The sequence below is a fragment of the Burkholderia lata genome (genome assembly GCF_902499335.1).
In the GTDB taxonomy this organism is placed as follows: Bacteria; Pseudomonadota; Gammaproteobacteria; order Burkholderiales; family Burkholderiaceae; genus Burkholderia; species Burkholderia lata_B.
Genome location: NZ_CABVQK010000008.1, coordinates 388,660 through 410,704, shown reverse-complemented (window position 1 = coordinate 410,704; position 22,045 = coordinate 388,660). Strand labels below are relative to the sequence as shown.

The 22,045-nt window shown below is 68.2% G+C and carries 17 protein-coding genes; 6 read left to right on the top strand and 11 right to left on the bottom strand.

The window, feature by feature from the left end:
- The first annotated feature begins 360 nt into the window (after window positions 1–360).
- A complete protein-coding gene (locus tag BCO18175_RS21950; protein WP_174983925.1) occupies window positions 361–1,668 on the top strand; it encodes an MFS transporter in 1,308 nt (435 codons plus the stop codon).
- A 256-nt stretch (window positions 1,669–1,924) separates the two neighbouring features.
- Here BCO18175_RS21950 and BCO18175_RS21945 read toward each other — a convergent pair whose 3' ends face one another.
- The 4 genes from BCO18175_RS21945 to BCO18175_RS21930 all read right to left on the bottom strand — a co-directional run bounded on the left by BCO18175_RS21945 (window position 1,925) and on the right by BCO18175_RS21930 (window position 7,329).
- Window positions 1,925–3,103: a LysR family transcriptional regulator gene (locus tag BCO18175_RS21945; protein ID WP_174983923.1), complete on the bottom strand. Its 1,179-nt coding sequence runs from the start codon at window positions 3,101–3,103 to the stop codon at window positions 1,925–1,927.
- Between the two features lie 61 nt (window positions 3,104–3,164).
- Window positions 3,165–3,893: an aspartate/glutamate racemase family protein gene (locus BCO18175_RS21940; protein ID WP_027791222.1), complete on the bottom strand. Its 729-nt coding sequence runs from the start codon at window positions 3,891–3,893 to the stop codon at window positions 3,165–3,167.
- 22 nt (window positions 3,894–3,915) lie between these two features.
- Window positions 3,916–5,466, bottom strand: a complete 1,551-nt coding sequence (locus BCO18175_RS21935) for an NCS1 family nucleobase:cation symporter-1 (RefSeq protein WP_174983922.1) — start codon at window positions 5,464–5,466, stop codon at window positions 3,916–3,918.
- A gap of 555 nt (window positions 5,467–6,021) precedes the next feature.
- Entirely contained in the window at window positions 6,022–7,329 is a 1,308-nt protein-coding gene (locus tag BCO18175_RS21930) for an MFS transporter (protein ID WP_174983919.1), read from the bottom strand.
- A 534-nt stretch (window positions 7,330–7,863) separates the two neighbouring features.
- Here BCO18175_RS21930 and BCO18175_RS21925 point away from each other — a divergent pair.
- Window positions 7,864–8,310, top strand: a complete 447-nt coding sequence (locus BCO18175_RS21925) for a MarR family winged helix-turn-helix transcriptional regulator (RefSeq protein ID WP_174911047.1) — start codon at window positions 7,864–7,866, stop codon at window positions 8,308–8,310.
- A gap of 74 nt (window positions 8,311–8,384) precedes the next feature.
- On the opposite strand, the gene BCO18175_RS21920 is transcribed toward BCO18175_RS21925, so the two are convergent.
- The 5 genes from BCO18175_RS21920 to BCO18175_RS21900 form a co-directional block, all read right to left on the bottom strand.
- A complete protein-coding gene (locus tag BCO18175_RS21920; protein WP_174983917.1) occupies window positions 8,385–10,670 on the bottom strand; it encodes a xanthine dehydrogenase family protein molybdopterin-binding subunit in 2,286 nt (761 codons plus the stop codon).
- Window positions 10,671–10,889: 219 nt separating this feature from the next.
- Window positions 10,890–11,543, bottom strand: coding sequence for an isochorismatase family protein (locus BCO18175_RS21915; RefSeq protein WP_174983915.1), 654 nt, complete (start codon window positions 11,541–11,543; stop codon window positions 10,890–10,892).
- A gap of 19 nt (window positions 11,544–11,562) precedes the next feature.
- Window positions 11,563–12,603: a 2,5-dihydroxypyridine 5,6-dioxygenase gene (locus BCO18175_RS21910; protein ID WP_174983913.1), complete on the bottom strand. Its 1,041-nt coding sequence runs from the start codon at window positions 12,601–12,603 to the stop codon at window positions 11,563–11,565.
- Between the two features lie 47 nt (window positions 12,604–12,650).
- Entirely contained in the window at window positions 12,651–13,481 is an 831-nt protein-coding gene (locus BCO18175_RS21905; RefSeq protein WP_174983912.1) for an alpha/beta fold hydrolase, read from the bottom strand.
- Between the two features lie 27 nt (window positions 13,482–13,508).
- Window positions 13,509–14,261 carry a maleate cis-trans isomerase family protein gene (locus BCO18175_RS21900; protein ID WP_048246304.1) on the bottom strand — a complete coding sequence of 251 codons (753 nt, stop codon included), beginning with the start codon at window positions 14,259–14,261 and terminating at the stop codon, window positions 13,509–13,511.
- A gap of 298 nt (window positions 14,262–14,559) precedes the next feature.
- Between BCO18175_RS21900 and BCO18175_RS21895 the strand changes: the two genes are divergently transcribed.
- The 4 genes from BCO18175_RS21895 (at window position 14,560) to BCO18175_RS21880 (ending at window position 19,372) form a co-directional block, all read left to right on the top strand.
- Window positions 14,560–15,717 (top strand): FAD-dependent monooxygenase, encoded by a 1,158-nt coding sequence (locus tag BCO18175_RS21895; RefSeq protein ID WP_174911028.1) that lies wholly within the window; start codon window positions 14,560–14,562, stop codon window positions 15,715–15,717.
- 189 nt (window positions 15,718–15,906) lie between these two features.
- Entirely contained in the window at window positions 15,907–16,410 is a 504-nt protein-coding gene (locus tag BCO18175_RS21890; protein ID WP_174983910.1) for a (2Fe-2S)-binding protein, read from the top strand.
- Window positions 16,400–18,820 carry a c-type cytochrome gene (locus tag BCO18175_RS21885; protein ID WP_174983908.1) on the top strand — a complete coding sequence of 807 codons (2,421 nt, stop codon included), beginning with the start codon at window positions 16,400–16,402 and terminating at the stop codon, window positions 18,818–18,820. The genes BCO18175_RS21890 and BCO18175_RS21885 overlap by 11 nt, the downstream gene beginning before the upstream one ends.
- A 219-nt stretch (window positions 18,821–19,039) precedes the next feature.
- Entirely contained in the window at window positions 19,040–19,372 is a 333-nt protein-coding gene (locus BCO18175_RS21880; protein WP_174911019.1) for a hypothetical protein, read from the top strand.
- A gap of 121 nt (window positions 19,373–19,493) precedes the next feature.
- Here BCO18175_RS21880 and mmsB read toward each other — a convergent pair whose 3' ends face one another.
- Entirely contained in the window at window positions 19,494–20,384 is an 891-nt protein-coding gene (mmsB, locus tag BCO18175_RS21875) for a 3-hydroxyisobutyrate dehydrogenase (protein WP_174983906.1), read from the bottom strand.
- Between the two features lie 114 nt (window positions 20,385–20,498).
- Window positions 20,499–22,025: a CoA-acylating methylmalonate-semialdehyde dehydrogenase gene (locus BCO18175_RS21870; protein WP_174983904.1), complete on the bottom strand. Its 1,527-nt coding sequence runs from the start codon at window positions 22,023–22,025 to the stop codon at window positions 20,499–20,501.
- Between the last annotated feature and the right edge of the window lie 20 nt (window positions 22,026–22,045).

Sequence of the window (22,045 nt, the reverse complement as noted above, 5' to 3'; positions counted from 1 at the left end):
TGGCGCGCCGTGCGGCTCGATTTTTGCGCAGGTTCCTCATTGGGGAATTGATGTTTCTTTCGTCTTGTAAATTTCCCGACAGAAATTTATTAAAATTCCAAAATACGGGATTTAAGGGAAATTACCAAGGGCGTGATGCCGCGTCGGCAATCTAGAATTTGCCGCAGGGTCGAGCGGGATGGCGGCACACCGTAAGGGCTTGCATGCCTCGGTCCAATGGCCCATTTCCGTCGTGCCCGAGCGCTGCCGTCGCGGTCGCCGATATCGACGGATGGTGCCTCCGGATTCGGTCACCGCACCGCCTGTCGTGTATGCGACAAGGATCGAGTCGTTATCCAGCCCAGACGTAGAGGAGTGCCAATGTCCCTGTTTCGGTCTTCACGGCTCTATCAAAAGATCGCGCTCCGGATCTTGCCGTTCTTGTTTCTGTGTTACGTCCTGAACTTCGTCGACCGGGTCAACATCAGCTTCGCAAAGCTGCAGTTCCTGGCGGATCTCGGGTTGAGCGAGACGGTCTTTGGTGTTGCAACGGGCGTGTTCTACGTGAGCTATGCCGCGTTCGAGTTGCCCAGCAATCTGCTGCTTGCGCGCATTGGCGCGAAGCGGACGCTGCTGAGGATCATGGTGCTCTGGGGCATGTGTACGGTCGCGCAGATGTTCGTCAGCGGTGCTGCATCGCTTTACCTCGTGCGCTTCCTGTTGGGGGCGGCGGAGGCTGGATTCTTTCCGGGCCTGATGTTGTATCTCTCGTACTGGTTTCCCGACAAAGTGCGTGCGCGCGTCAACAGCCTCCTTCTGCTCGCCGTGCCGATCGCCGGTATCACGGGCGGCCCGCTATCGGGCTGGATCATGAACCGGATGCAAGGCAGCTGGGGCCTGCACGGATGGCAGTGGCTGTTCCTGCTCGAAGGTCTGCCGGCGGTTGCACTGGGGATACTCGCGCCGTTCCTGTTGAGTGATCGTCCCGAAAGCGTGACCTGGCTGTCCGATGCGGAACGGGAAATGCTCGTGCGCGATCTCCAGGCGACGCAAGACAACGCGATGGTGTTGGCAGGCCGGGCATCGCTGCTTTCGATTCTGCTCGATCGGCGCGTGATCGGATTGACGGTCGTCTACTTCAGCGTCCATCTGGGCCTGAGCACCGTCACGTTCTGGACGCCCACCATCCTGAAGGCTGCCGGCGTCTCCAGCATTGCAACCATTGGCAAGCTGTCCGGCCTGATTTCTGCCTTCACGATGGTCGGCAACGTGCTGATTGCGTACAGCTCCGATCGCTACCTTGAGCGACGCTGGCATCTGGCCGGCTGCTTCCTTGCCACCGCGCTATGCCTTGTGTTGCTGCAGTTCGCGGTGGGCGATATTCGTGCCACGGTCGGACTGGTCTGCGTGGCGCAGCTATCCATGTTCACGGTGCCGATCCTGTTCTGGACGATTCCGACCGCGCAACTCGACAAGCGTAGCGCGCCGGCCGGCATCGCAATGATCAGCGCATTGGGATCACTCGGTGGCGCGTTTGGCTCGGGGCTGATGGGCATGCTCACCAGCCGCTATGGCACGCCATATGTTGCCCTCACGGTGGTAGCGAGCCTGCTGTTGACAGGGATGCTTCTCCTGGTTCGCCTGGTGCCCGCGCGAGTTGCCAGGGTCTCGGCCAGTCATGCCATCTAGGGAAAGGCGCTGGCCGAGTTCTGCGGGCTTGAAGCGCAGGTGACGTCGCGCACGATCCTGCTGTCGATGCTCGGGGCGATCGCGTTGCTGTCCGTGCTGCCCGCGCGTGCGCGGCATGCTTGAAATCGCGCTGTCGCTCATTCGCGTAGTGCTTCAGCGCACATCGCGTCTCGCGATGGGTTGTCGTGCCATGCGGCTTGTCGACGGAGTTGGAACGACGTATCGGCCGGTTGTCGCGCCTGTCGATCGCGCGCGATCAATGCGACTTCGTCGCGAGCCGGTGGATGCGTGCCGCATGTGCGACACGCGGGTGATGCGCGGCGTGGCAATGCGTCGCCTGTCTGCGGCGCGTACGCCGTGTGGGCTCGGGTGAATCGGCCGCGGCCGGCGTGCCGTTCCGCGCGTCCGCGTTCGAGGCTGCACCGGCCGCCACCGCCGCGACAGCCGGCAGCATCGCTTCCGCATCGAGCCACGCACGCGTCGCTTCCGCGATCAGTCCGCGCAGCCACCGCACGCCTTCGGCACACTCACCCGATTCGTTCCAGGTCATCCGGTACACGATGTCCGGCGGTTCGGCCGGCAGCGCGACGGCGGCGAGCGGCAGCAGCTTCGCATAGTGCCGCGCGAGCCGGTACGTGGTGGTCAGCAGCATGTCGGTGCGCACGAGCGCATGCGCGGCGAGTTCGAAGTGCGGCAGCGTGACGACGATCCGCCGCTGCAGGCCCACCCGTTCGAGCTGCTTGTCGATCGCGCCGGACGCTTCGAGCCACGACGGCGTCGGGCACAGCTGCGGGGCTTGGGAAAAATCGCCCGCCGTCATCGTGCCGCGCCGTGCGAGCGGATGCGTCGCGCGCATCAGGCACACGACGCGGTCGTCGAACAGGTCGTCCTGCCGGAACCGCGACGAGCGTGCCGGGCGATTGTCGATCACGACGTCGAGTTCGCCGTCGGCGAGCGCGCGCTCGTCGTCGAAGCCGTCGCCGAGCGGATGGAACACGAGCTGTGCGTTCGGCGCGCGTTCGCGGAACAGCGCGACGAGCTTCGGCACGAACAGCACGTTCAGGTAGTCGGGGCAGCCGATCCGGTAGGTGCGCACCGACGTGCGCGCGTCGAACGTCGGCTGCTGGATGCGGATGAAGTCGATCACGCGCAGCGCGTTGCGCAGCGGTTCGATCAGCCGCGCGCCGAATTCGGTCGGCACCATTCCGTAGCGGCTGCGCACCAGCAGCGGATCGCCGAGCAGCGTGCGCAGGCGCTTGAGCGCGGCGCTGGTGGCCGGCTGCGACATGTTCAGGCGCACGGCCGCACGCGACACGGTGCGCTCGGTCAGCAGCACGAGCAGGATGCGCATCAGCCGCGCATCCAGCACGTCGAGCGCGCCCGCGGCGTCGGACACGTCGCGGGGCAGGGTGTTCGGGTCTAGTGGGTCCCGCATGCCGATCCGCCTCCCGGCAACCCGATGCCCGAGTGCGACGCAGCAGCGGGCCGGCGGCGCGTCATTTTGCGAAGGTGCCGGGCCAGCCGACGATCCGCTTCGGGCGCGGCGGCGCGTAGGTGCGGACCTTCGACGTCTTCAGCTTCAGGCGCACCAGCGACTCGGCGAGCGCGACCGCGGCCGATACGCCGTCGACGACCGGTACGCCCGTGCATTCCTCGATCTGCCGGTCGAGGCCGGCCATCCCGCCGCAGCCGAGGCAGATCACTTCCGCGTGATCGTCCTTCACCGCGCGCTGCGCCTGGCCGACGATCGATTCGATCGCGCGGGCCGGGTTCTCCTCGAGTTCGAGCACCGCGAGGCCGCTCGCGCGCACCGACGCGCAGCGCGCGTCGAGCCCGGCGAGCTTCAGGCGATCCTCGATCAGCGGCACCGTGCGGTCGAGCGTCGTGACGACCGAGTAACGGTGGCCGAGCAGCATCGCGACGCTCGCGGCCGCTTCGGTGATGTCGACGACGGGCACCGTCAGCAGTTCCTGCAGCCCTTCGCGGCCGTGTTCGCCGTAGCCGGCCTGGATCACCGCATCGTACGGCTCGTCGTAGCTCAGCACGCGATCCATCACGGCGATCGCCGCGAGGTAGCTCTCGAAGTTGCCTTCGATCGACTCCGCGCCGAAGCGCGGCGTCAGCCCGACGATCTCCGTGCCCGGCGACGCGGCGGCCTGCGCCTGCGCGGCGATCGCGTCGGTGATCGACTCGGTCGTGTTGACGTTGACTACCAGGATCCTCATTGCGACTCCGTATGCGTGTGTTTCAGTGTTGGGCGCAGGCGACCGCGATGGGTTCGCCCGAGCGCTCCTCGTAGTGCCGTTTGCGATCGGCCAGCAGCCAGTACACGCTGCCCGCGATGGCCGCGCCGAGCAGCCACGAGAACGGCGTCATCGCGCTGAAGGCCGGCACGACGGCGAGCGTGATCGAGATCAGCGCGGACGGCACGAGCGCCGCGAGCGCCTTGCGGTTCACGCCGCGCGTGTAGAAATAGGTGCCGGTGGGCGCTTCGGTATAGAGGTCGGGCACGTTCACGCGCTGCTTGCGCACGAGCCAGTAGTCGACCGTGATGATCCCGTACAGCGGGCCGAGCAGCGCGCCGAGGCCGGACAGGAAGTAGACGATCACGATCGGGCTGTTGTACAGGTTCCACGGCAGGATCAGCACGGCGACCGTCGCGCTGATCAGGCCCGCGCGGCGGAACGACAGGCGATGCGGCGCGAGGCTCGTCAGCACGAAGGCCGGCGCGACGAAGTTCGCCATGATGTTCACGGCGACCGTCACGATCAGGAACGCGAGGCAGCCCAGCACGAGGAACAGCTTGTTCGGCACCGTCGCGATGATTTCCGTCGGGCTGTGGATGATGTGGCCGTTCAGCTTGAACTGCGCGCCGGCAAGCACGAAGCTGATCGTCGCGAACACGAGGATGTTGACCGGCAGGCCCCAGAAGTTGCCCACGCGCACCGTCTTCGCGCTCGGCGACGAGCGCGCGAAATCGCAGAAGTTGAGCACCAGCGTGCCGTAGATCGCGAGCCACAGCGAGCCGCCCGCGAAGATCTCCGTCCACATCTTGAAGCCGGTCAGCGGCTTGCCGATCGACATCGCGAGATGGCCGCCGGTGCGGCTATACATCCATGCGGCGAGCGACAGCGTCGTGACGAGGATGACCGGGCCGGCCAGCCCCTCGTACTTGCGGACCATTTCCATCCCGTACGTGAGGATGCCGATCTGCACGAGCCAGATCGCGACGAACGTGACCCAGCCGAGCGACGATAGCCCGAAGATCGCATTCTGGTCGAATGCGGCGAGGCCCGGCCAGATCGCGGTGAGCAGCACGCGCAGCACGACCGACGCGAGATAGGTCTGGATACCGAACCATGCGATCGCGATCACCGCGCGGATCATCGCGGGCAGCAGCGCGCCGTAGATGCCGAAGCTCATCCGGCTGATCACCGGGAACGGCACGCCGGTCTTCTGGCCCATGTAGCCGGTCAGGTTCATGAAGCAGTACACGAGCACCGCGCCGATCGCGAGCGACGCGAGCATCTGCCAGCCCGACAGGCCGAGCGCGAACAGCCCGATCGCGAACGAGTAGTTCGCGATGTTGTGCACGTCGTTGGTCCACAGCGCAAAGATGCTGTAGCGGCCCCACGTCCGGCCCTCGGCCTTGGTGGGCGCGAGGTCGGAGTTGTGCAGCCGCGGGCTCAGCGCCGGGTCGCGCGCGGCCGAATCGGTTCGATACGATGCGTCGTCCGCGCCGAGCACGATGCCCGGGCGGTGGGTGGCTTCCAGTTGCACGCCGTTGTCTCCTTCCATGTGCGGGGCGCAAAACCGGCAGCGTGGGAACGCTGCGCCGGCCCGGCCGCCGTGGACGTTATGTCTCGGATTTGTTCGCGAGTATGGAAGGCCGGCACGGTCATGGGAAATTAAATATTCGGTTAGGCGTCATTTGAAAAATGAATGGAATCCAGGGGCCGCCGACGGCCGGTTCGGCACGGGAATTGCTCTCCAGCGGGCTCCATCCACGTCGACATCAGCGGAGGCGTCATGCGGCGATATTCACTTCGTCATGTATCGCGAGCCGTCTTCGCCGGCATCCTGATTGCGATGCGGGATCGTCGCGCGAGGGATCGCGCGGTGCGCAGCGCCGATTGAGGGAAGGATGCTGTCCGCCGGATCGGCGGGCGTGTGGATGACGCAAGCGATGTGCCTGCGCGGCGAAGGGCGGCGGGAAGGGCGTGGGGAAGCGGCGGCGGGAAGTGCGCACGCGCCGGCGGGGCAGCGTGCGCGGGGCGAAGCGGGGAACGTGGAGTGGGCCGCGCGCTCGGCGCGGTTGTAAAAACGACCGCGTTGCGCGGCCGTTGCGCTGCGTCAGCGGTTCACGAGCCGGGCCGGATACGCGAGCGCGAGGGCGCAGCCAATCACCATGCACGCGGCGAAACCGTACAGTCCCGCGCTTTGCGAATGGAACGTGTCGCGCAGCCAGCCGATGAAGTAGGTGCTGCCGAACCCGCCGAGGTTGGCGATCGAGCACGCGAACGCGATCCCGCCGGCGGCGGCCGAGCCCTTCAGGAACGTCGAAGGCAACGCCCAGACGACCGGCATCGCGGCGGCCGCGCCCGCGTTGATCAGCGAGAACAGCAGCACCGTCCCGAACGTGCCGTGCGACGACGATGCCGCGATCGCCAGCGCAACGGCCGACACCATGAACGGCACGACGATATGCCAGCGGCGTTCGCGCGCGCGGTCGGAGCTTGCGCCGCAGTACAGCGTGGCGAGCACGGCCGCGGCATTCGGGATCACCATCAGCCAGCCGATGTGATACGCATCCTTCACGCCGGTGTCGCGCAGGATCGTCGGCAGCCAGAAGCTCACCGCATAGAGGCCGAGCAGCACGCACAGGTCGATCAGGCCGAGCGCCCATACCTTCGGATCGGAGAACGCCTTGCCGAGCGCATGACTCTTGTTGCCGGACGGATCGGCATCGAGGTTCGTACGCAGCGCGTGCTTCTCGTCGGCGTTCAGCCACTGCGCGGACTCGATGTTGTTGGGCAGCCAGCGCAGCACCGCGAAGCCGAGCAGCACCGACGGCAGCGCTTCGAGCAGGAACAGCCACTGCCAGCCGCCGAGCCCGTGCGCGCCGTCGAACGCGCGCATGATCCACCCGGAGATCGGGCTGCCGATCATGCTCGACAACGGCAGTCCGACCATGAACAGCGCGACGATCCGCGCGCGGCGCGCATCGGGATACCACTGCGTCAGGTACAGCAGCACGCCGGGCAGGAAGCCGGCCTCGGCCGCGCCGAGCAGGAAGCGCACGGTGTAGAACTGCATCGGCGTGTGCACGAACATCGTCGCACCCGACAGCAGGCCCCACGTGATCATGATCCGCGCGATCCACAGCTTCGCGCCGACGCGTTGCAGCACCAGGTTGCTCGGGACTTCGAACAGGATGTAGCCGGCGAAGAACAGGCCGGCGCCGAGCCCGTACACGGTATCGCTGAACTTCAGCGCGTCGAGCATCTGGAGTTTCGCGAGCCCGATGTTGATGCGGTCGAGATAGGCCGCGAAGTAGCACAGGCAGAAGAGGGTGATCAGGCGCAGCGTGACCTTGCGATACAGATTGCCGTGCAGCGCGTCGTCGGGGGAAACGGCGGCGCTCGGGTGTGCGGTAGACATGGGATTGCCCCTGTTCGAATGTGTCGGATGAATGGGTGGCCGATCGACGCGAGCGGACGTTCCGCTGCGCACTGGAGTCTGTATATCACGGCAATTAAATAGCGTACACACTAGAAAATACCGAATCGCACAGGCACGATTCCGGCCACGATAAGGCAAGCGTTTGCGTGAGAAAAACCGCGTGTTTGATGAGGTTTTTGACAGAAATGAGCGCGATTTGAAAGAGGATTGAGAGGTGCGGAATCATGCACAAAATTCGTGCGTATGCGCTTAAAAGTGAAGTGTGTGCACGAAAGTCTGCCGATGCGCGCAAGCACGTGCGCGGCAGCAGCTTCGAACGTGCATGGCCTGCCGTCGCGGCGACGTGCTCGGCCGGCAGTGCGCAGCTGTCGGCCGATCGTCAGGCGCGCCGCACTCCCGGTGCCGCGAATCCTGATGCACCGCAATGAAGCGGCGACCCGGCTGCAGGTTGTGCCAAATTGAGGGTGTACACTGCTTGTCTTTCACTTACATGCGGCACGGGCCTTTACTTTCATGGCGTCTTCGAAGGATTCCTACGACTTTCACGACCAGGTCGGGCACCTGCTGCGCCGCGCGTATCAGCGGCACGTGTCGATCTTCCAGGAAGCGATCCCCGATTCGGATCTCACGGCCGCGCAGTTCGTCACGCTGTGTGCGGTCAAGGAGCGCCAGGGGTGCTCGCTGAATGACATCGTCAAGGCGACCGCGATCGACCAGGCGACGATCCGCGGCGTGGTCGATCGCCTGAAGGCGCGCGCGCTGATCGAGGTGCTGCCCGATCCGAACGACGGCCGCAAGCTGATCGTGCGCGCCACCGCGACCGGCGTCGCGCTGATCGACCGCACGGTGCCGTTCGCACGGCAGGTGACGGAGCGTACGTATGGCGCGCTCAATCCGGGCGAGCGGGTCGCGCTGCAGTTCCTGCTGCGCAAGATGATGGAAGAAGACGGCGACGCTTGATGTGCGTCGCTCGCGGGGTCGTAGTCGTGCCCGTCCGGTCGGCCGATTCGATCCTGCGACGCAGCGCGCGGTGCCTAAGCCGTGCCGGTTGCGACCTGCGCACCAGCCGCGTCGGCCGTCATCAGCCGGCCTGCGTCGCGTAACGCGGCCCGGACCGTCTCCGGCGTAAACGGCGGCGCGTAGAACCGCACACCGGTCGCATCGAACAACGCGTTCGCGACGGCGGCAGGGCCCGGCACCGACGCCGATTCTCCCGCGCCGAGCGGCGGCTCGCCCTGCCTCGGCATCAGCACGACATCGACGTCCGGCACTTCCGCGAAGGTGAGAATCGGATAGCTCGCCCATTCGCGCGACGCGACCTTGCCGTCGGCGAAGCGCACGCGCTCCTTCAGCGTACGGCTCAATACCTGGATCACGTTGCCGTGGATCTGGTGGCGCACGCCATCGGGGTTGATCATCGTGCCCGTGTCCTGGCCGACCGTCACGCGTTCGATGCGGATCTCGCCCGACACGCGATCGACGCACAGGTCGACGATCCATGCCGACCATGCGGCGCCGAAGCCGGGGAAGCGGCTGTGCACGTAGCGCGCGTAGGCGATCCCTCGGCCGTGCGCGAGCCGCGATGCAGAGGGTTCATGCGGCGTGCGCCGCACGCGCGGCGTCCAGCCCGCGCGGTCGGCCACGGCCTGCAGCAGTTCGGTTGCGCGGGTGTCCTGCAGATGGCACAGCCGGAACGCGAGCGGGTCGACGCCGGTCAGCGCCGCGCATTCGTCGACGAACGCATCGTGCGCGAACGAGTTCGGCAACGCCGACACGCCGCGCAGCCACGACGCGCGCACGAGCGGTGCGAGATCCTCGCAGACGAAGCGGCGATGCGGGCTCGCGTACGGCGACACGGCGGTGCGGTCGCCCATCTCGAACACGCGCGGCTCGGGCGCGATCGTGCCGGTCAGCAGCGCCGCGAGCAGCGGCGCGTCGTTCGACGGGTAGCGCGTCGTGAAGTCGTAGCCGAGCAGGCGGCCGTCGTGCGTGACGGTGCCGGTCACCTGCATCGACTGGCCCGCGCCTTTCGGTTCCCACAGATGTTCGTCCGCGCGCGAGAGCTGCACGCGCACCGGGCGGCCGACCGCGCGCGACAGCAGTAGCGCGTCGCCGCACACGTCGTCCGCGCCGTTGCGGCCGTAGCAGCCGGCCGCTTCCATCCGCACCACGTCGAAATCGGCTTCGTCGCGTGCGACGAGCGTCGCGAGGTCGTAGCGCAGCGATACGGGATTCTGCGTGCCGGACCACACGGTGATCCGGCCGTCGCCGGGCTCGCGATAGTCGGCGAGCGCGCATGACGGGCCGATCGAGCCGTGCATCTGGAACGGCCACGCGTAGGTGCGCGACAGTGTGATCGTGTCGGGCTGCGCACGCGCCGCGTCGACATCGCCTTCGTCGAGCAGCACGCGGCGTTTGGCCGGCGCGGCGGCGATCGCGGCAGCCGGTGCGTCGAGCGGCGGCAGCGCGGGGAGCGGGCGCCACGTCACGCGCAGCTGGCGCGCCGCACGGATCGCGTGTTCCTCGCGCTCGGCCACCACGCCGACGAAATCGCCGATCGCGACGACGGCCACGAGCCCCGGCACGTCGGCCACCGACGCGCGGTCGACGTCGACGAGCGAGGTGCCGACGAATGCGCCGCTGTCGTGCCCTGCATACGGCGGCCGCACGACACGGCCGTGCAGCATGCCCGGCACGCGCATGTCGTGCACGAACGTGAGCTGGCCGGTTGCCTTCGCGGGCAGGTCGACGCGCGGCGACGACCTGCCGACGATCCGGTATAGGGCGGGATCTTTCGTGCGGGTGTTCAGGTCCAGTGTCAGCGCGATCCGGTGCGCGGCGACAAGCGTGGCGAACGTGGCAGTTTGCCCGTTCGCCGAGATAGTCGCATCGTCGATGTGCAGTTGCGCCGCGTCGACATCGAACCGTTCGGCGGCAAGCGCCAGCAGCGCCTGGCGTGCCTGCGCGGCCGCGCAGCGCAGCGGCGTCGCGGAAATCTGGATCGTCGCGCTCGCGATGGTCGGGCCCTGGTTCGGTGTCGCGGCCGTGTCGCCGAGCACCATCGTCACGCGCGCGACCGGCACATCGAGTTCCTCGGCGACGATCTGCGCGAGCGACGTGCGGATGCCGGTGCCGAGATCGACGTGGCCGTTGAACGCGAGGATGCGGCCGTCGTCGAGAATCGCGACGAACACTTCCGGCAGCGCCGGCACGTAGGACGACAGGCTGCCCGGCTGGCCGGGCGCCGGCTTGACGGGTGGCGCGGGCGGCCGGATCACGGTCAGGCAGCCGTTGCGCGCGAGCAGTTCGGAGCGGTTCACGGATGAAGGGTCCTGTCGAGGGAGGGGCGGCGCGCGGCCGGCTGCGGCTTGCGCGGGGCGAGGCGGCCGGCGGCCCGTGCGTCCTGTTCGCGGGGTGCGTCGGGCGCAACGGCGGTGGCCGTCGCGAGCGCACGCGACGCCAATCTAGGCCGCCAAAAGCGCAGCGTCAATCGCGCGGGCGGGCGCCGGCCAGTGAAGCCGCCGGCCCGCCGCGACGATTCAGCGCGTGCGCGCCTGCACCGCATCGATCGCCGCGATCGCATCGTCGAGCGGCATCACGGCCGCGTATTTCTGCTGCATGTCGAACAGGTTCGCGTCGTGCGGCGCGATCGCGCGATCGCCGACACAGTCGGCGAGCACGAGCGGGCGGAACCCGTGCGACATCGCGTCGACCACGCTCGCGCGCACGCAGCCGCTCGTCACGGCGCCCGCGACGAGCAGCGTCTGCACCGCGCGTTGCGCGAGCCACGGTGCCAGCTGCGTGCCGAAGAATGCAGACGGCACGGTCTTGCGCACGACGAGCTCGCCGGGTGCGGGCGTGAGCTCCGGCACGATCGCGCTGTTCGGATGGTGCTCGGTCAGCGTAGCCATGCCGGGCACCTTCAGCGAGAACACGTTGTCGTCGCTGCCGTCTTCCGCGTACACGATGCGGCTGTGCGCAACGGGCCAGCCGCGTTCGCGCGCGAGCGCGAGCGCACGCGTCGTGCGCGCGATCGCCGGTGCGATGTTGCCGCCGCCGAACGTCGCGGGATCGGCGAAGCCGACCACGAAGTCGACGATCAAGAGGCCGATGTTGCCGTGCGGCGGCAGTGGCGTGCCGAAACCCTGCTGGCGATAGACGTTCGCTTCGGCGTGGCGGGAGAGATCGTTCATGGTGTTGGGGGCTCGTCGGTCAGGCGGGTTGGTCGGTCACGCGGCCGTCGCGCACGACGGTTGTGCCGTCGAGTTCGACCGTGCAGCGGCGCAGCGGGATGTCGATGTGGCAGGTGGTCGTGCGGTTGCCGCCGCCTTCGTTGTTCGGGCCGAGCGAGAACAGGAAATTGCCCTCGAACGCGCGCGCGTCCATCCCGATCGTCGCCTCGCGGTCGTACAGCCCGAGCGTCGACCAGCGTGCGCGCGGCTGCAGCCCCCAGCCGATATGCGAGATCGCATAGCCTTCGGGGTCGGCGAAGGTTTCCATGTAGTCGCGCAGCAGGTCGGCATCGATGCCGCCTTCGATGCGCGTCGCGTAGCCGCCTTCGACGGTCAGCACGATCGGCTCGCTCACGTAGTGCTTCTGCGGCAACAGGATGTCGCCGCGATCGATCACGATCGTGCCGCGCGCGGTACGGTCGTTCGGGTAGGTCAGTGCGAAGCCGCTCGGCCAGTGGTCCCAGCGACCGGGCGTGTCGACGAAGCCGTATTCGGCCGTCGGCGGGAACTCGCCCAGCGGGCACACGAGCGCGGTGCCGGCCGCCGACGTCACGCGCATCTCGCGGGCGGCGGCAATGTGCTTCGCCGCGGCGAGCACGCGCGTGCGGTCGGCCAGCGTCGGCACCATCCGCACAAGTACTTCGGGCGGCTCGACCGCGAGCAGGATCTTCGTGCCGGACCTCAGGATCTCGTGCTGCTCGGGCGAGAACAGCAGCGTCATCAGGTCGAGCACGAGGTCGCTCTCGCGCAGCGCGGCGATCGCGGCCTTGTTGCCGGTCAGCGGCGTCGTGCCGAGATACGCGAGCGGGTCGCGGCTGAACGCCTTGTCGCCGTTCACCGGCGGCAGGTCGAGCCGGTTGACGATCGCGCCCATCGTTTGCGTCGCGATCAGCGCGCACGACAGCGTCTGCGGGTGGGTGGCCGCACTCGTCAGGATCGTGACGGTCTGGCCCGGTTCGAGGCGTGACAGCGTGAGCACCTGCTTCCACGCGTCGATCAGTTGGGTATCGCTGACTGGCATCGTCGGCTCCGGTAAAGGCGTGAAGGAAAGAGGCGGGCGCCGCGCGATCAGGCCGCGAGCGGCGCGCCGAGGAAGTCGCCGAACGCCGCGTAGAAGCCCGGTGCGTTGTCCCACGGAATCATGTGGCCGGCGTCGGGCACGCGTACGTGCCGCATTGACGGCGTCGCGCGCTGCAGCTCGACGACATCGTCGTCGCGTACCACGTCGCCGCGTTCGGCCGTGATCAGCAGCGACGGCACGGCCAGCTGCGCGGCATCCGCGTGGAAATCGTCGGTGTGGAAGCCTTCGTACGACGCGCGCACCGCGCGCTCGTCGCAGGTGTGCAGCCATTCGGCGCGCAACTGCAGTTCGGCGTCGGTCCAGGTCGGGCAGAACGCGCGCATGCCTTCGGCGTCGGTGCCGGCGCGCGCGAGCGCCATCGAGTCGATGTACCACGGCAGCTTGCCCGGATAGTCGCGGCGGTTCGGGCCCGACACCGGCGGATCGACGAGCACGACCGATTCGAGCCCGCGGAGGGTGCGCCGCGCGGCGCGCGCAGCGATCCGCGCGCCCATCGAATGGCCGACGAGGCTCGTGCGTGGCAGGCCGAGCGTGGCGACGAATGCCGCGATGTCGTCGGCCTGTGCATCGACGCTGTAGTCGAGCGACGGCGACGCGTCGGACAGCCCGCGGCCGCGCACGTCGAGCACGTAGGTATCGAACGCCGCGCCGAATACTTCGCCGACGAAACCCCACGTGATCGCGGGGCTCGTGATGCCGGGAATCAGCACGATCGCCGGGCGCGCTGCGCGCGCGCCGGTCGCGCCGCCGTAGCGCAGGTAGTGTTGGCGGATGCCGTTCGCGCGGATGTTCGCGCCATACAGGAAAGTCGAGGGCATGAATGGACTCCGTCGAATGGGCCGCGCTCAGTACGCGCCGGACAGTAGCGCGCCGGCGCCGGGCACGACGGGCTCGAGGTCGAGCTCGCGCAGCATCGCGTAGGTCGTTGCGATCGCGGCCGTGATCACGGGCTTGCCCGTCATCGCCTCGACCTTCGCGACGGCAGGCAGCGACGGCATCTGCACGCACGCGGACAGCACGATCGCATCGGCGTCCTGGTAAGGCAGCGTTTTCACGATGTCGGGCAGGCGTGCCGGGTCGTGGCGGCCGACGTCGAGGTTGTCGGGGATCTCCAGCGCACGGTACGCGAGCACGTCAAAGCCTTCGTTGCGGATGTAGTCGACCACGAGTTCGGTCAGCGGCAACATGTACGGCGCGACGACGACGATCCGCTTCGCGCCGATCACCTTCAGTGCGTCGACGAGCGCGCCCGCACTCGTCAGCACCGGCGCCTGCGCGCCGTTGTCCGCCGTGTGCTTGGTCAGGCGCGCCTGCGACACGCGGTGGTAGCCGTGCCCCATCGCCATGATCGCGACGAGGCACGCGTAGCCGAGCACGTCGACGCGCGCATCGCTCAGCTCCACCGCGCAGCGGTCGGATTCGGCATCCATCGCCGCGAGTTCTTCCTTGACGACCTTCTTCATCCGCATCCGGCTCGAGTGATACGTGAAGCGCTCGGGGCGGATCGTTTCGCGTAGCCGCAGCATCGCGGGAATCTCGGTTTCCATCGTCGTGTTGGAACTCGGCACGATCTGGCCGATGCGGTAGGTCTTGCTCATGACGGGAGGCTCCGTGTCGGTAAGGGTGGGGCGGCACGCTGGTGCGGGATCGCCGGATGTCGAGCAAAGTCTAGTGTGTACATTTGAAAATGGCAATGGATCAAAATGGTGTCGATCGTGCTTCATCCTCTTGAGCGTGCGGATTATCGAGGAATTATTGGTGTTTTCCCGAGTGTCCGGGCAACGAAAGATAATCCGCTTGTCCTGAATAAATTGAGTGTGTACGCTACATAAACGCCATTCAATCCGCCCGTTCTCGCGCCGTGTCCGGCGACGGGCCCACGATCAGGAGATCCGCATGAGCACACCCCGTATCGCAATCATCGGCGCCGGTCTCGGCGGCACGGCCGCCGCGGCGCTGCTTCAGCGCGGCGGCTACGACGTCGCGCTGTACGAGCAGGCGCCGGCGTTCTCGCGCCTCGGCGCGGGCATCCACCTTGGCCCGAACGTGATGAAGATCATGCGGCGCATCGGCTGCGAGGACGCGCTGGAGACGATGGGTTCGCATCCGGATTTCTGGTACAGCCGCGACTGGCAGACGGCCGACGTGCTCGCGCAGATCCCGCTCGGCGACTACGCTCGCAAGGCCTACGGCGCGAGCTACCTGACCGTGCATCGCGGCGATTTCCATGCATTGATGACGCAGGCGGTGACGCCCGGCACGATCCGCTTCGGCAAGCGGCTCGCGGCGGTGGAGGACACCGGCGACGCGGTGCGCCTGACGTTCACCGACGGCAGCGTCGACACGGCCGACATCGTGATCGGCGCGGACGGCGTGAATTCGCGGATCCGCGAGCACCTGCTCGGCGCGGAACCGCCGCGCTACACGGGCTACGTCGCGCACCGCGCGGTGTTCCCGGCGTCGCTGCTCGGCAACAAGCCGTACGACATGTGCGTGAAATGGTGGTCGGAGGATCGCCACATGATGGTCTACTACGTGACCGAGAAGCGCGACGAGTATTACTACGTGACCGGCGTGCCGCAGGCCGAATGGCCGGAGGGCGTATCGATGGTCGACAGCAGCCGCGACGAAATGCGCGAGGCGTTCGCGGGTTTCCATGCCGACATCCAGCACCTGATCGACGTGTCGCCGTCGATCACCAAATGGCCGCTGCTCGAGCGCGATCCGCTGCCGTTGTGGAGCCGCGGCCGCCTCGTGCTGCTCGGCGACGCGTGCCATCCGATGAAGCCGCACATGGCGCAGGGCGCGGCGATGGCGATCGAGGATGCGGCGATGCTCGCGCGCTGCCTCGACGAAGTCGGCGTCAGCGACTACGCGGGCGCGTTCGCGCTGTACGAGGCGAATCGCGCGGCGCGCGCGTCGAAGGTGCAGCTCGTGTCGCACAACAACACGTGGCTGCGCACGAACGAGGATCCGTCGTGGGTGTTCGGCTACGACGTGTTCGACGTGCCGCTCGTCTCGCCGTCGCGCAACAGCGTCGCGGCCGTGGCCTGACGCGTACGCGATGCCCGTGCCGGCCGGCGCTGCGCCGTCGCGAGCGCCGGTACGTGTGTTTTCGGCGTGTTATATGTCGGGCGCGCGCCGGCGGGCGCCAACCGGCGGCAGTGCCCGCTGCCGGTTGCCCGCAGCCGGTCGCCTGCTGTCCGTCGCCCTCGGCCCGCGCGCCGCATTCCGGATCCATTCATGTCCCATCCCGCTTCTCCGTCGCGGCCGCTGGCGTTTCGCGTGAACGGCACGCCGCACACCTTCGACGATGCCGCGCCCGATGCGCCGCTGCTGCTGGTCCTGCGCAACGACTGCGCGCTCAACGGCCCGAAATACGGCTGCGGGCTCGGGCAGTGCGGCGCATGCACGGTGCTGGTCGACGGGCAGGCGACGCGTTCGTGCGTCGTGCCGGCCGCCGCCGCGAGCGGGCGCGACGTCACGACGCTCGAAGGGCTCGGGTCGCGCGACGCGCCGCATCCGATCCAGCGCGCGTTCATCGACGAGCAGGCCGCGCAGTGCGGCTATTGCCTGAACGGGATGATCATGAGCACGAAGGCGCTGCTCGGCCGCAATCCCGTGCCGGACGATGCGGCGATCCGCGATGCGCTGCGCTTCAATCTTTGCCGCTGCGGCACGCACCTGGAGATCATCCGGGCCGTGCATCGCGCGGCACGCTACCTGCGAGGCGGCGATGAAGCCTGACGCAGGCTTGCCTGTCGCGCCGGAGCGCGTGACGGTACCCGGGCTGCCCGACGAAGCCGGCACCGATGCATCGCGCGCGCACCACGCGCGCTACACATGGCCGATCGGCGATGCGCATGCAGACGCGCAGGTATCGCTCGACATCGAAGCGCGGACCGCGTCCGACGGGCGGATGACGACCTGGCGCTATCGCGCGCAGGCGGCAACGGACGATCGTCACACGCCGCACGGTGCGAAGACCGAACCTGCGGATACCGGCCCCGCCGCGCCGTTCGTCTACCGGCATGCGCGGACGTCGATCGAGCTCGCCGACGCCGGCCACACGATTCCCGGACACGCGCACGCATTCGCGCGCGAATCCTTCGTCGACGAACTTGCGGACGCGCTGCGGTGCGACCCGGTCGCGTTGCGCCTGCAGCATCTCGATGCGGCGCGGGACGCGGGGCCGCGCGAAATTATCCGGATGGTCAGCGAGCGCGCTGCATGGGGCGCGCCGGCCGCGGTCGACGCGGGGGCGCATGCGCGCCTGAGCGGGCGCGGCTTCGCGTTCGATGGCGCGGCAGCACGGTCTGGCAACCCACCGCCGACGGCCGATGCGATACACGACAGCGACGGCGATGCACGCTGGTCCGCATGGGTCGTCGATCTCGATGTCGATCGTGCAACGGGCGACGTCGCGGTGCGGCGCGTTGTGGCCGGGCAGGGCGCCGGCGAGCCGGGCGACGCGTCGATGGGCGGCTTGCCCGCATGGCAGATCGAGGCGGCGATTTCGCGCGTGATGGGCGCGCGCTTGTCCGCACGGCCCGCGTACGACGAAACCGACATGAGTGCGCAGCCGGATGCGATCGCGCACGAACTGATTGCGTTCGACGACACCGCGCATCGCGCGCACGGCGAACTGTCCGTGCACGATGCGCGCCGGATCGAGCAGGCGGCGGCGCCCGCCGCGGCGGCGATCGCGAACGCGCTGTACGACGCGACGGGCGTACGGTTTCGCGCCCCGCCGTTCGACGCCGAGCGCATTCGCGCGGCGCTCGCGCGACCGGTGCCGGCCGATTCCGCCGAAGCGGGGCGCAGCGACCCGCGTCGCGCATCGCGCTGGCGCCGCTGGCTGGCCGGCGGTGGCGTGGGTGGGGTGGTCGGCGGGCTGATCGGTCTGGCCTGCGCGATCCTGCCCGGCCCCGCGTCGATCGTACCCATTGCGCCCGGCGGCGCGGACGGCGCGATGTGGAGCGCGGCGACGCTCGAGCGCGGCCGCCTGGTCGCCCTCGCCGGCGACTGCGCGGTGTGCCACACCGCGCCCGGCGGCGCGACCAACGCGGGCGGGCTCGCGCTCGATACGCCGTTCGGCACGATCTACACGACGAACCTCACGCCCGATCCGGAAACCGGCATCGGCACATGGTCGTATCCGGCGTTCGCGCGTGCGATGCGCGAAGGCATCTCGCGCGACGGCACGCACCTGTACCCGGCGTTCCCGTACACGGCGTTCGCGAAGCTGAGCGAGCCCGACCTGCTCGCGCTCTATGCGTACCTGATGTCGCAGCCGCCGGTGAAGCACGTGCCGCCGAAGACGAAGCTGCCGTTCCCGCTCGACCAGCGGCGTCTCGTCGCCGGCTGGAACTGGCTGTTTCACGATGCGCGGCCGTTCGCGCCGGACCCGTCGCGCTCCGCGATGTGGAATCGCGGCAAGTATCTGGTCGACGGCGCCGGGCACTGCGGCGCGTGCCATACGCCGCGCAACGCGCTGGGTGCCGAGAAGGGCGGTTTTGCGTACCTGTCGGGCGGCGAGGCCGAGGGTTGGGTCGCGCCGCCGCTCGTCGCGTCGCCGGCGACGCCGGTGCCATGGACCGAAGGTGCGCTGTTCGACTACCTGCGCACGGGCTTCTCCGCGCAGCATGGCGTCGCGGCCGGGCCGATGGCGCCCGTCGTCGCAGGGCTCGCGTCGCTGCCCGAGGCCGATGTCCAGGCGATCGCGCACTATCTCGCGTCGCTGTCGCCGCCCGTCGATGCGGCGGCCGCCGCGGACGCGGCCGCCCGGCAGGCGCGCGGCGCGGAAGCCGTCGCGACGCTGGGCCTGGAGAACGGTCGCCGGGCGTTCGACGCCGCGTGCGCGGTCTGTCATGCGGAATCGGGCGGCGTCGGGCATTTCGGCGTACGCCCGCTGATGGGGCTCAACACGAGCGTCAGCCAGGCCGCGCCGGACAACCTGCTGCGCGTGCTGCATCACGGGATCGACCAGCCGGCCACCGGCGAGCTCGGCTACATGCCGGGTTTCGGCGACGCGTTCGACGACCGGCAGATGGCCGAGCTTGCCGCCTACATCCGCGCGCGCTATGCGCCGGGGCAGCCGGCTTGGCGGAACCTGGCGGAAGCGTCGGCAAGGATCCGGCGGGAAGCCGCGCACTGATCGGCCACCGTGCAACGCGCTGTGGCGGGCCGACCGGGCAAAACTACTCGTTGGCGCGATCTGGCCCGGAAATGGGGCGGAAATATTGCCCCATTTTCCTCATCGTTTAACCATTCGAAACAATGTGTTCACTGAAAGGGGCATGATCTCCGGCGATCGAGCAGGCATACTGTCGGCTATGTTGCTCAATGCGCGTCGAACGGCGCGCGCTTGCCCCCCATGTCCACTCCAGTTTCCTTTCGAACCTTGCGATGGTTGACCGTCGCGGCTGCTGCATGCTTGCTCGCCGCGTGTTCGACCGCTTCCGACGTGACCGCGACGTCCAACCCGAACGTTTACACCGTGAAGACCCGCACGGTGGGTGTATCGACGTCGTGGGCCGACGCCCATGAAAAGGCGCTCAGCGAGGCCGCCGATTACTGCACGCAGCGCGGGATGCGCGCGAGCATGAAGCAGGAATCGTTGACCGGCCGCAGCAGTGTCGACGCGCGCTCCGAACTCGCGTTCGAGTGCCATCCGACCTTCGAGACCGCGTCGAACCCGCGCGGCTGAACGACCGGCGGCGTTGACGCGCCGTCGCCGCCCGCGTTTTTCTTTCCCCGCTAGCAAAACGACCCGCGATGCCGTTCACGCGCATCGCGGGTCGGCGCACGTCCGGTGCAGGCTGCGGCGGTTACGCCGGCTGCGCCTCGTACAGCTTCACGCACGCGGAGAAGTCGAGCGTGCCGAGCCCCTGCTGGCTCATCGACTGATAGAGCTGCTGCGCGAGCGCGCCCATCCACACCGGCTGGTGCGCGCTGCGCGCCGCTTCGGTCGCGAGCCCGAGATCCTTCAGCATCAGGTTCGCCGCGAACCCGCCCGCGTAGCCGCGCGCGGCCGGCGCGGTGTCGCTCACGCCTGGATAAGGGTTGTACGTGTCCGAGCTCCAGCAGCGGCCGGTCGACGTATTGATGATGCCGGCCAGCACGGCCGGATCGATCCCGAGCGCGGCGCCGAGCGCCATCGCTTCCGAGACGCCCATCATCGAGATCCCGAGCAGCAGGTTGTTGCAGATCTTCGCGATCTGCCCGGTGCCCGTGCCGCCGCAGTGCACGACGTTCTTCCCCATGTCGAGCAGCACGGGGCGGATGCGCTCGAACAGTGCCGCGTCCGCGCCGACCATGAAGGTCAGCGTGCCGGCCTGCGCGCCGCCGGTGCCGCCCGACACGGGCGCGTCGGCGAGCGGGAAGTCGCGCTGTGCGGCGGCGTCGGCCACCGCGCGCACGGTGCCCGGATCGATCGTGCTGCAGTCGATCAGCGTTGCGCCGGCACGTGCGCCGGCCAGCACGCCTTCGTCGCCGAGGTAGACCGCGCGCACGTGCTGCGCGGCCGGCAGCATCGTGATCACGATGGCCCCGCGCGCGGCCGCTTCGCGCGGCGAGCCGGCGGCCGTCGCGCCGGCGCGTACCGCGACGTCGACCGCGTGCGCGTCGAGGTCGAACACCGTCAGCGCGTGGCCGGCCTTGAGCAGGTTGGCGGCCATGGGGCCGCCCATGTTGCCGAGCCCGATGAATGCGATTTCCATGTGTGTGGTTCCTTTGTCGACCGGACTTGGCGCTTCAGCGCTTGGTCCGGTCCCATGCTTCGCGGTCGACCGGGCTTGGCGCTCTAGCACCTAGTCGAATTCCATGCATATCGATCAGCGCAGCGCGATCGTCGTGTTCACGCCACCGGCCGTCGCGTCGTCGTCGAACCAGCGCGCGGTGACCGTCTTGGTCTGCGTGTAGAACTGCACGACCTGCTTGCCGTACGGGCCGAGATCGCCGAGCTTCGAGCCGCGCGAGCCCGTGAAGCTGAAGTAGGGCACCGGCACCGGGATCGGGATGTTGATGCCGACCTGGCCGATGTCGATCTCGCTCTGGAACTTGCGTGCGGCCGCGCCGCTTTGCGTGAACAGGCCCACGCCGTTGCCCATCGGGTTGCGGTTGACGAGCGCGATCGCTTCGTCGAGCGTGTCGGCCTCGAGCACGACCACCACCGGCCCGAAGATTTCTTCCTTGTAGATCGACATGTCGGTCGTCACGCCCGAGAAGATCGTCGGGCCGACGAAATTGCCCTGCTCGTAGCCGGGCACCTTCACGTCGCGGCCATCGAGCAACAGCGTCGCGCCTTCCTTCACGCCCGAGTCGATCAGCGACAGGATGCGTTCCTTCGCCGCCTTCGACACGACCGGCCCGACGTCCGTGCCGGCTTCGGCGCCGGCATTGACCTTCAGCGCCTTCGCCTTCTCGACGAGTTCGGGCAGCCAGTCGCGCGCCTTGCCGACGAGCACGACGACCGACGTCGCCATGCAGCGCTGGCCAGCCGCGCCGAAGCCTGCGCCGACGAGTGCGTTGATCGACTGCTCGCGGTGCGCATCGGGCAGCACGACCGCGTGGTTCTTCGCGCCCATCATCGACTGCACGCGCTTGCCGTGCTGGCTGCCAAGGTTGTACACGTGCGTGCCGACGCGCGTCGAGCCGACGAACGAGATCGCCTTGATGTCCGGATGCGTGCAGAGGCGGTCGACCACCGTCTTGCCGCCGTGCACGACGTTCAGCACGCCTTGCGGCACGCCGGCCTCGATCGCGAGCTCGACGAGCTGCATCGTCGACAGCGGATCCTGCTCGGACGGCTTCAGCACGAACGTGTTGCCGCAGACGATCGCCATCGGGAACATCCACAGCGGAATCATGCCGGGGAAGTTGAACGGCGTGATGCCCGCGCACACGCCGATCGGCTGGCGCAGTGTGTAGGTATCGACGCCGCCCGCGACGTTCTCCGCGAATTCGCCTTGCTGCAGCGTGCCGATCGAGCACGCGTGCTCGACCACTTCGAGGCCGCGGAAGATGTCGCCTTGCGCGTCGGGCAGCGTCTTGCCTTGCTCGGCCGTCAGCGTGTGCGCGATCCGTTCGAGATTGCGGCGCACGAGATCCTGGAACTTCAGCATGATGCGCAGCCGCGCGCCGATCGGCGTCGTCTTCCACGTCTGGAATGCGCGTTGCGCGGCCGCGATTGCGGCATCGACCTCGTCGAGCGTCGCAAACGGCACGCGGCCGATCACTTCCTGCGTCGCGGGGTTGACGATGTCGCCCCATTCGGCGCTTTGCGATTCGACGAACGCGCCGTCGATCAGCAGCTTGGCGGTGGGCAGGGCGAGGGTGGTCTGGGGAACTGCGGCGTTCATGGAACTCTCCGGAAAGCGGT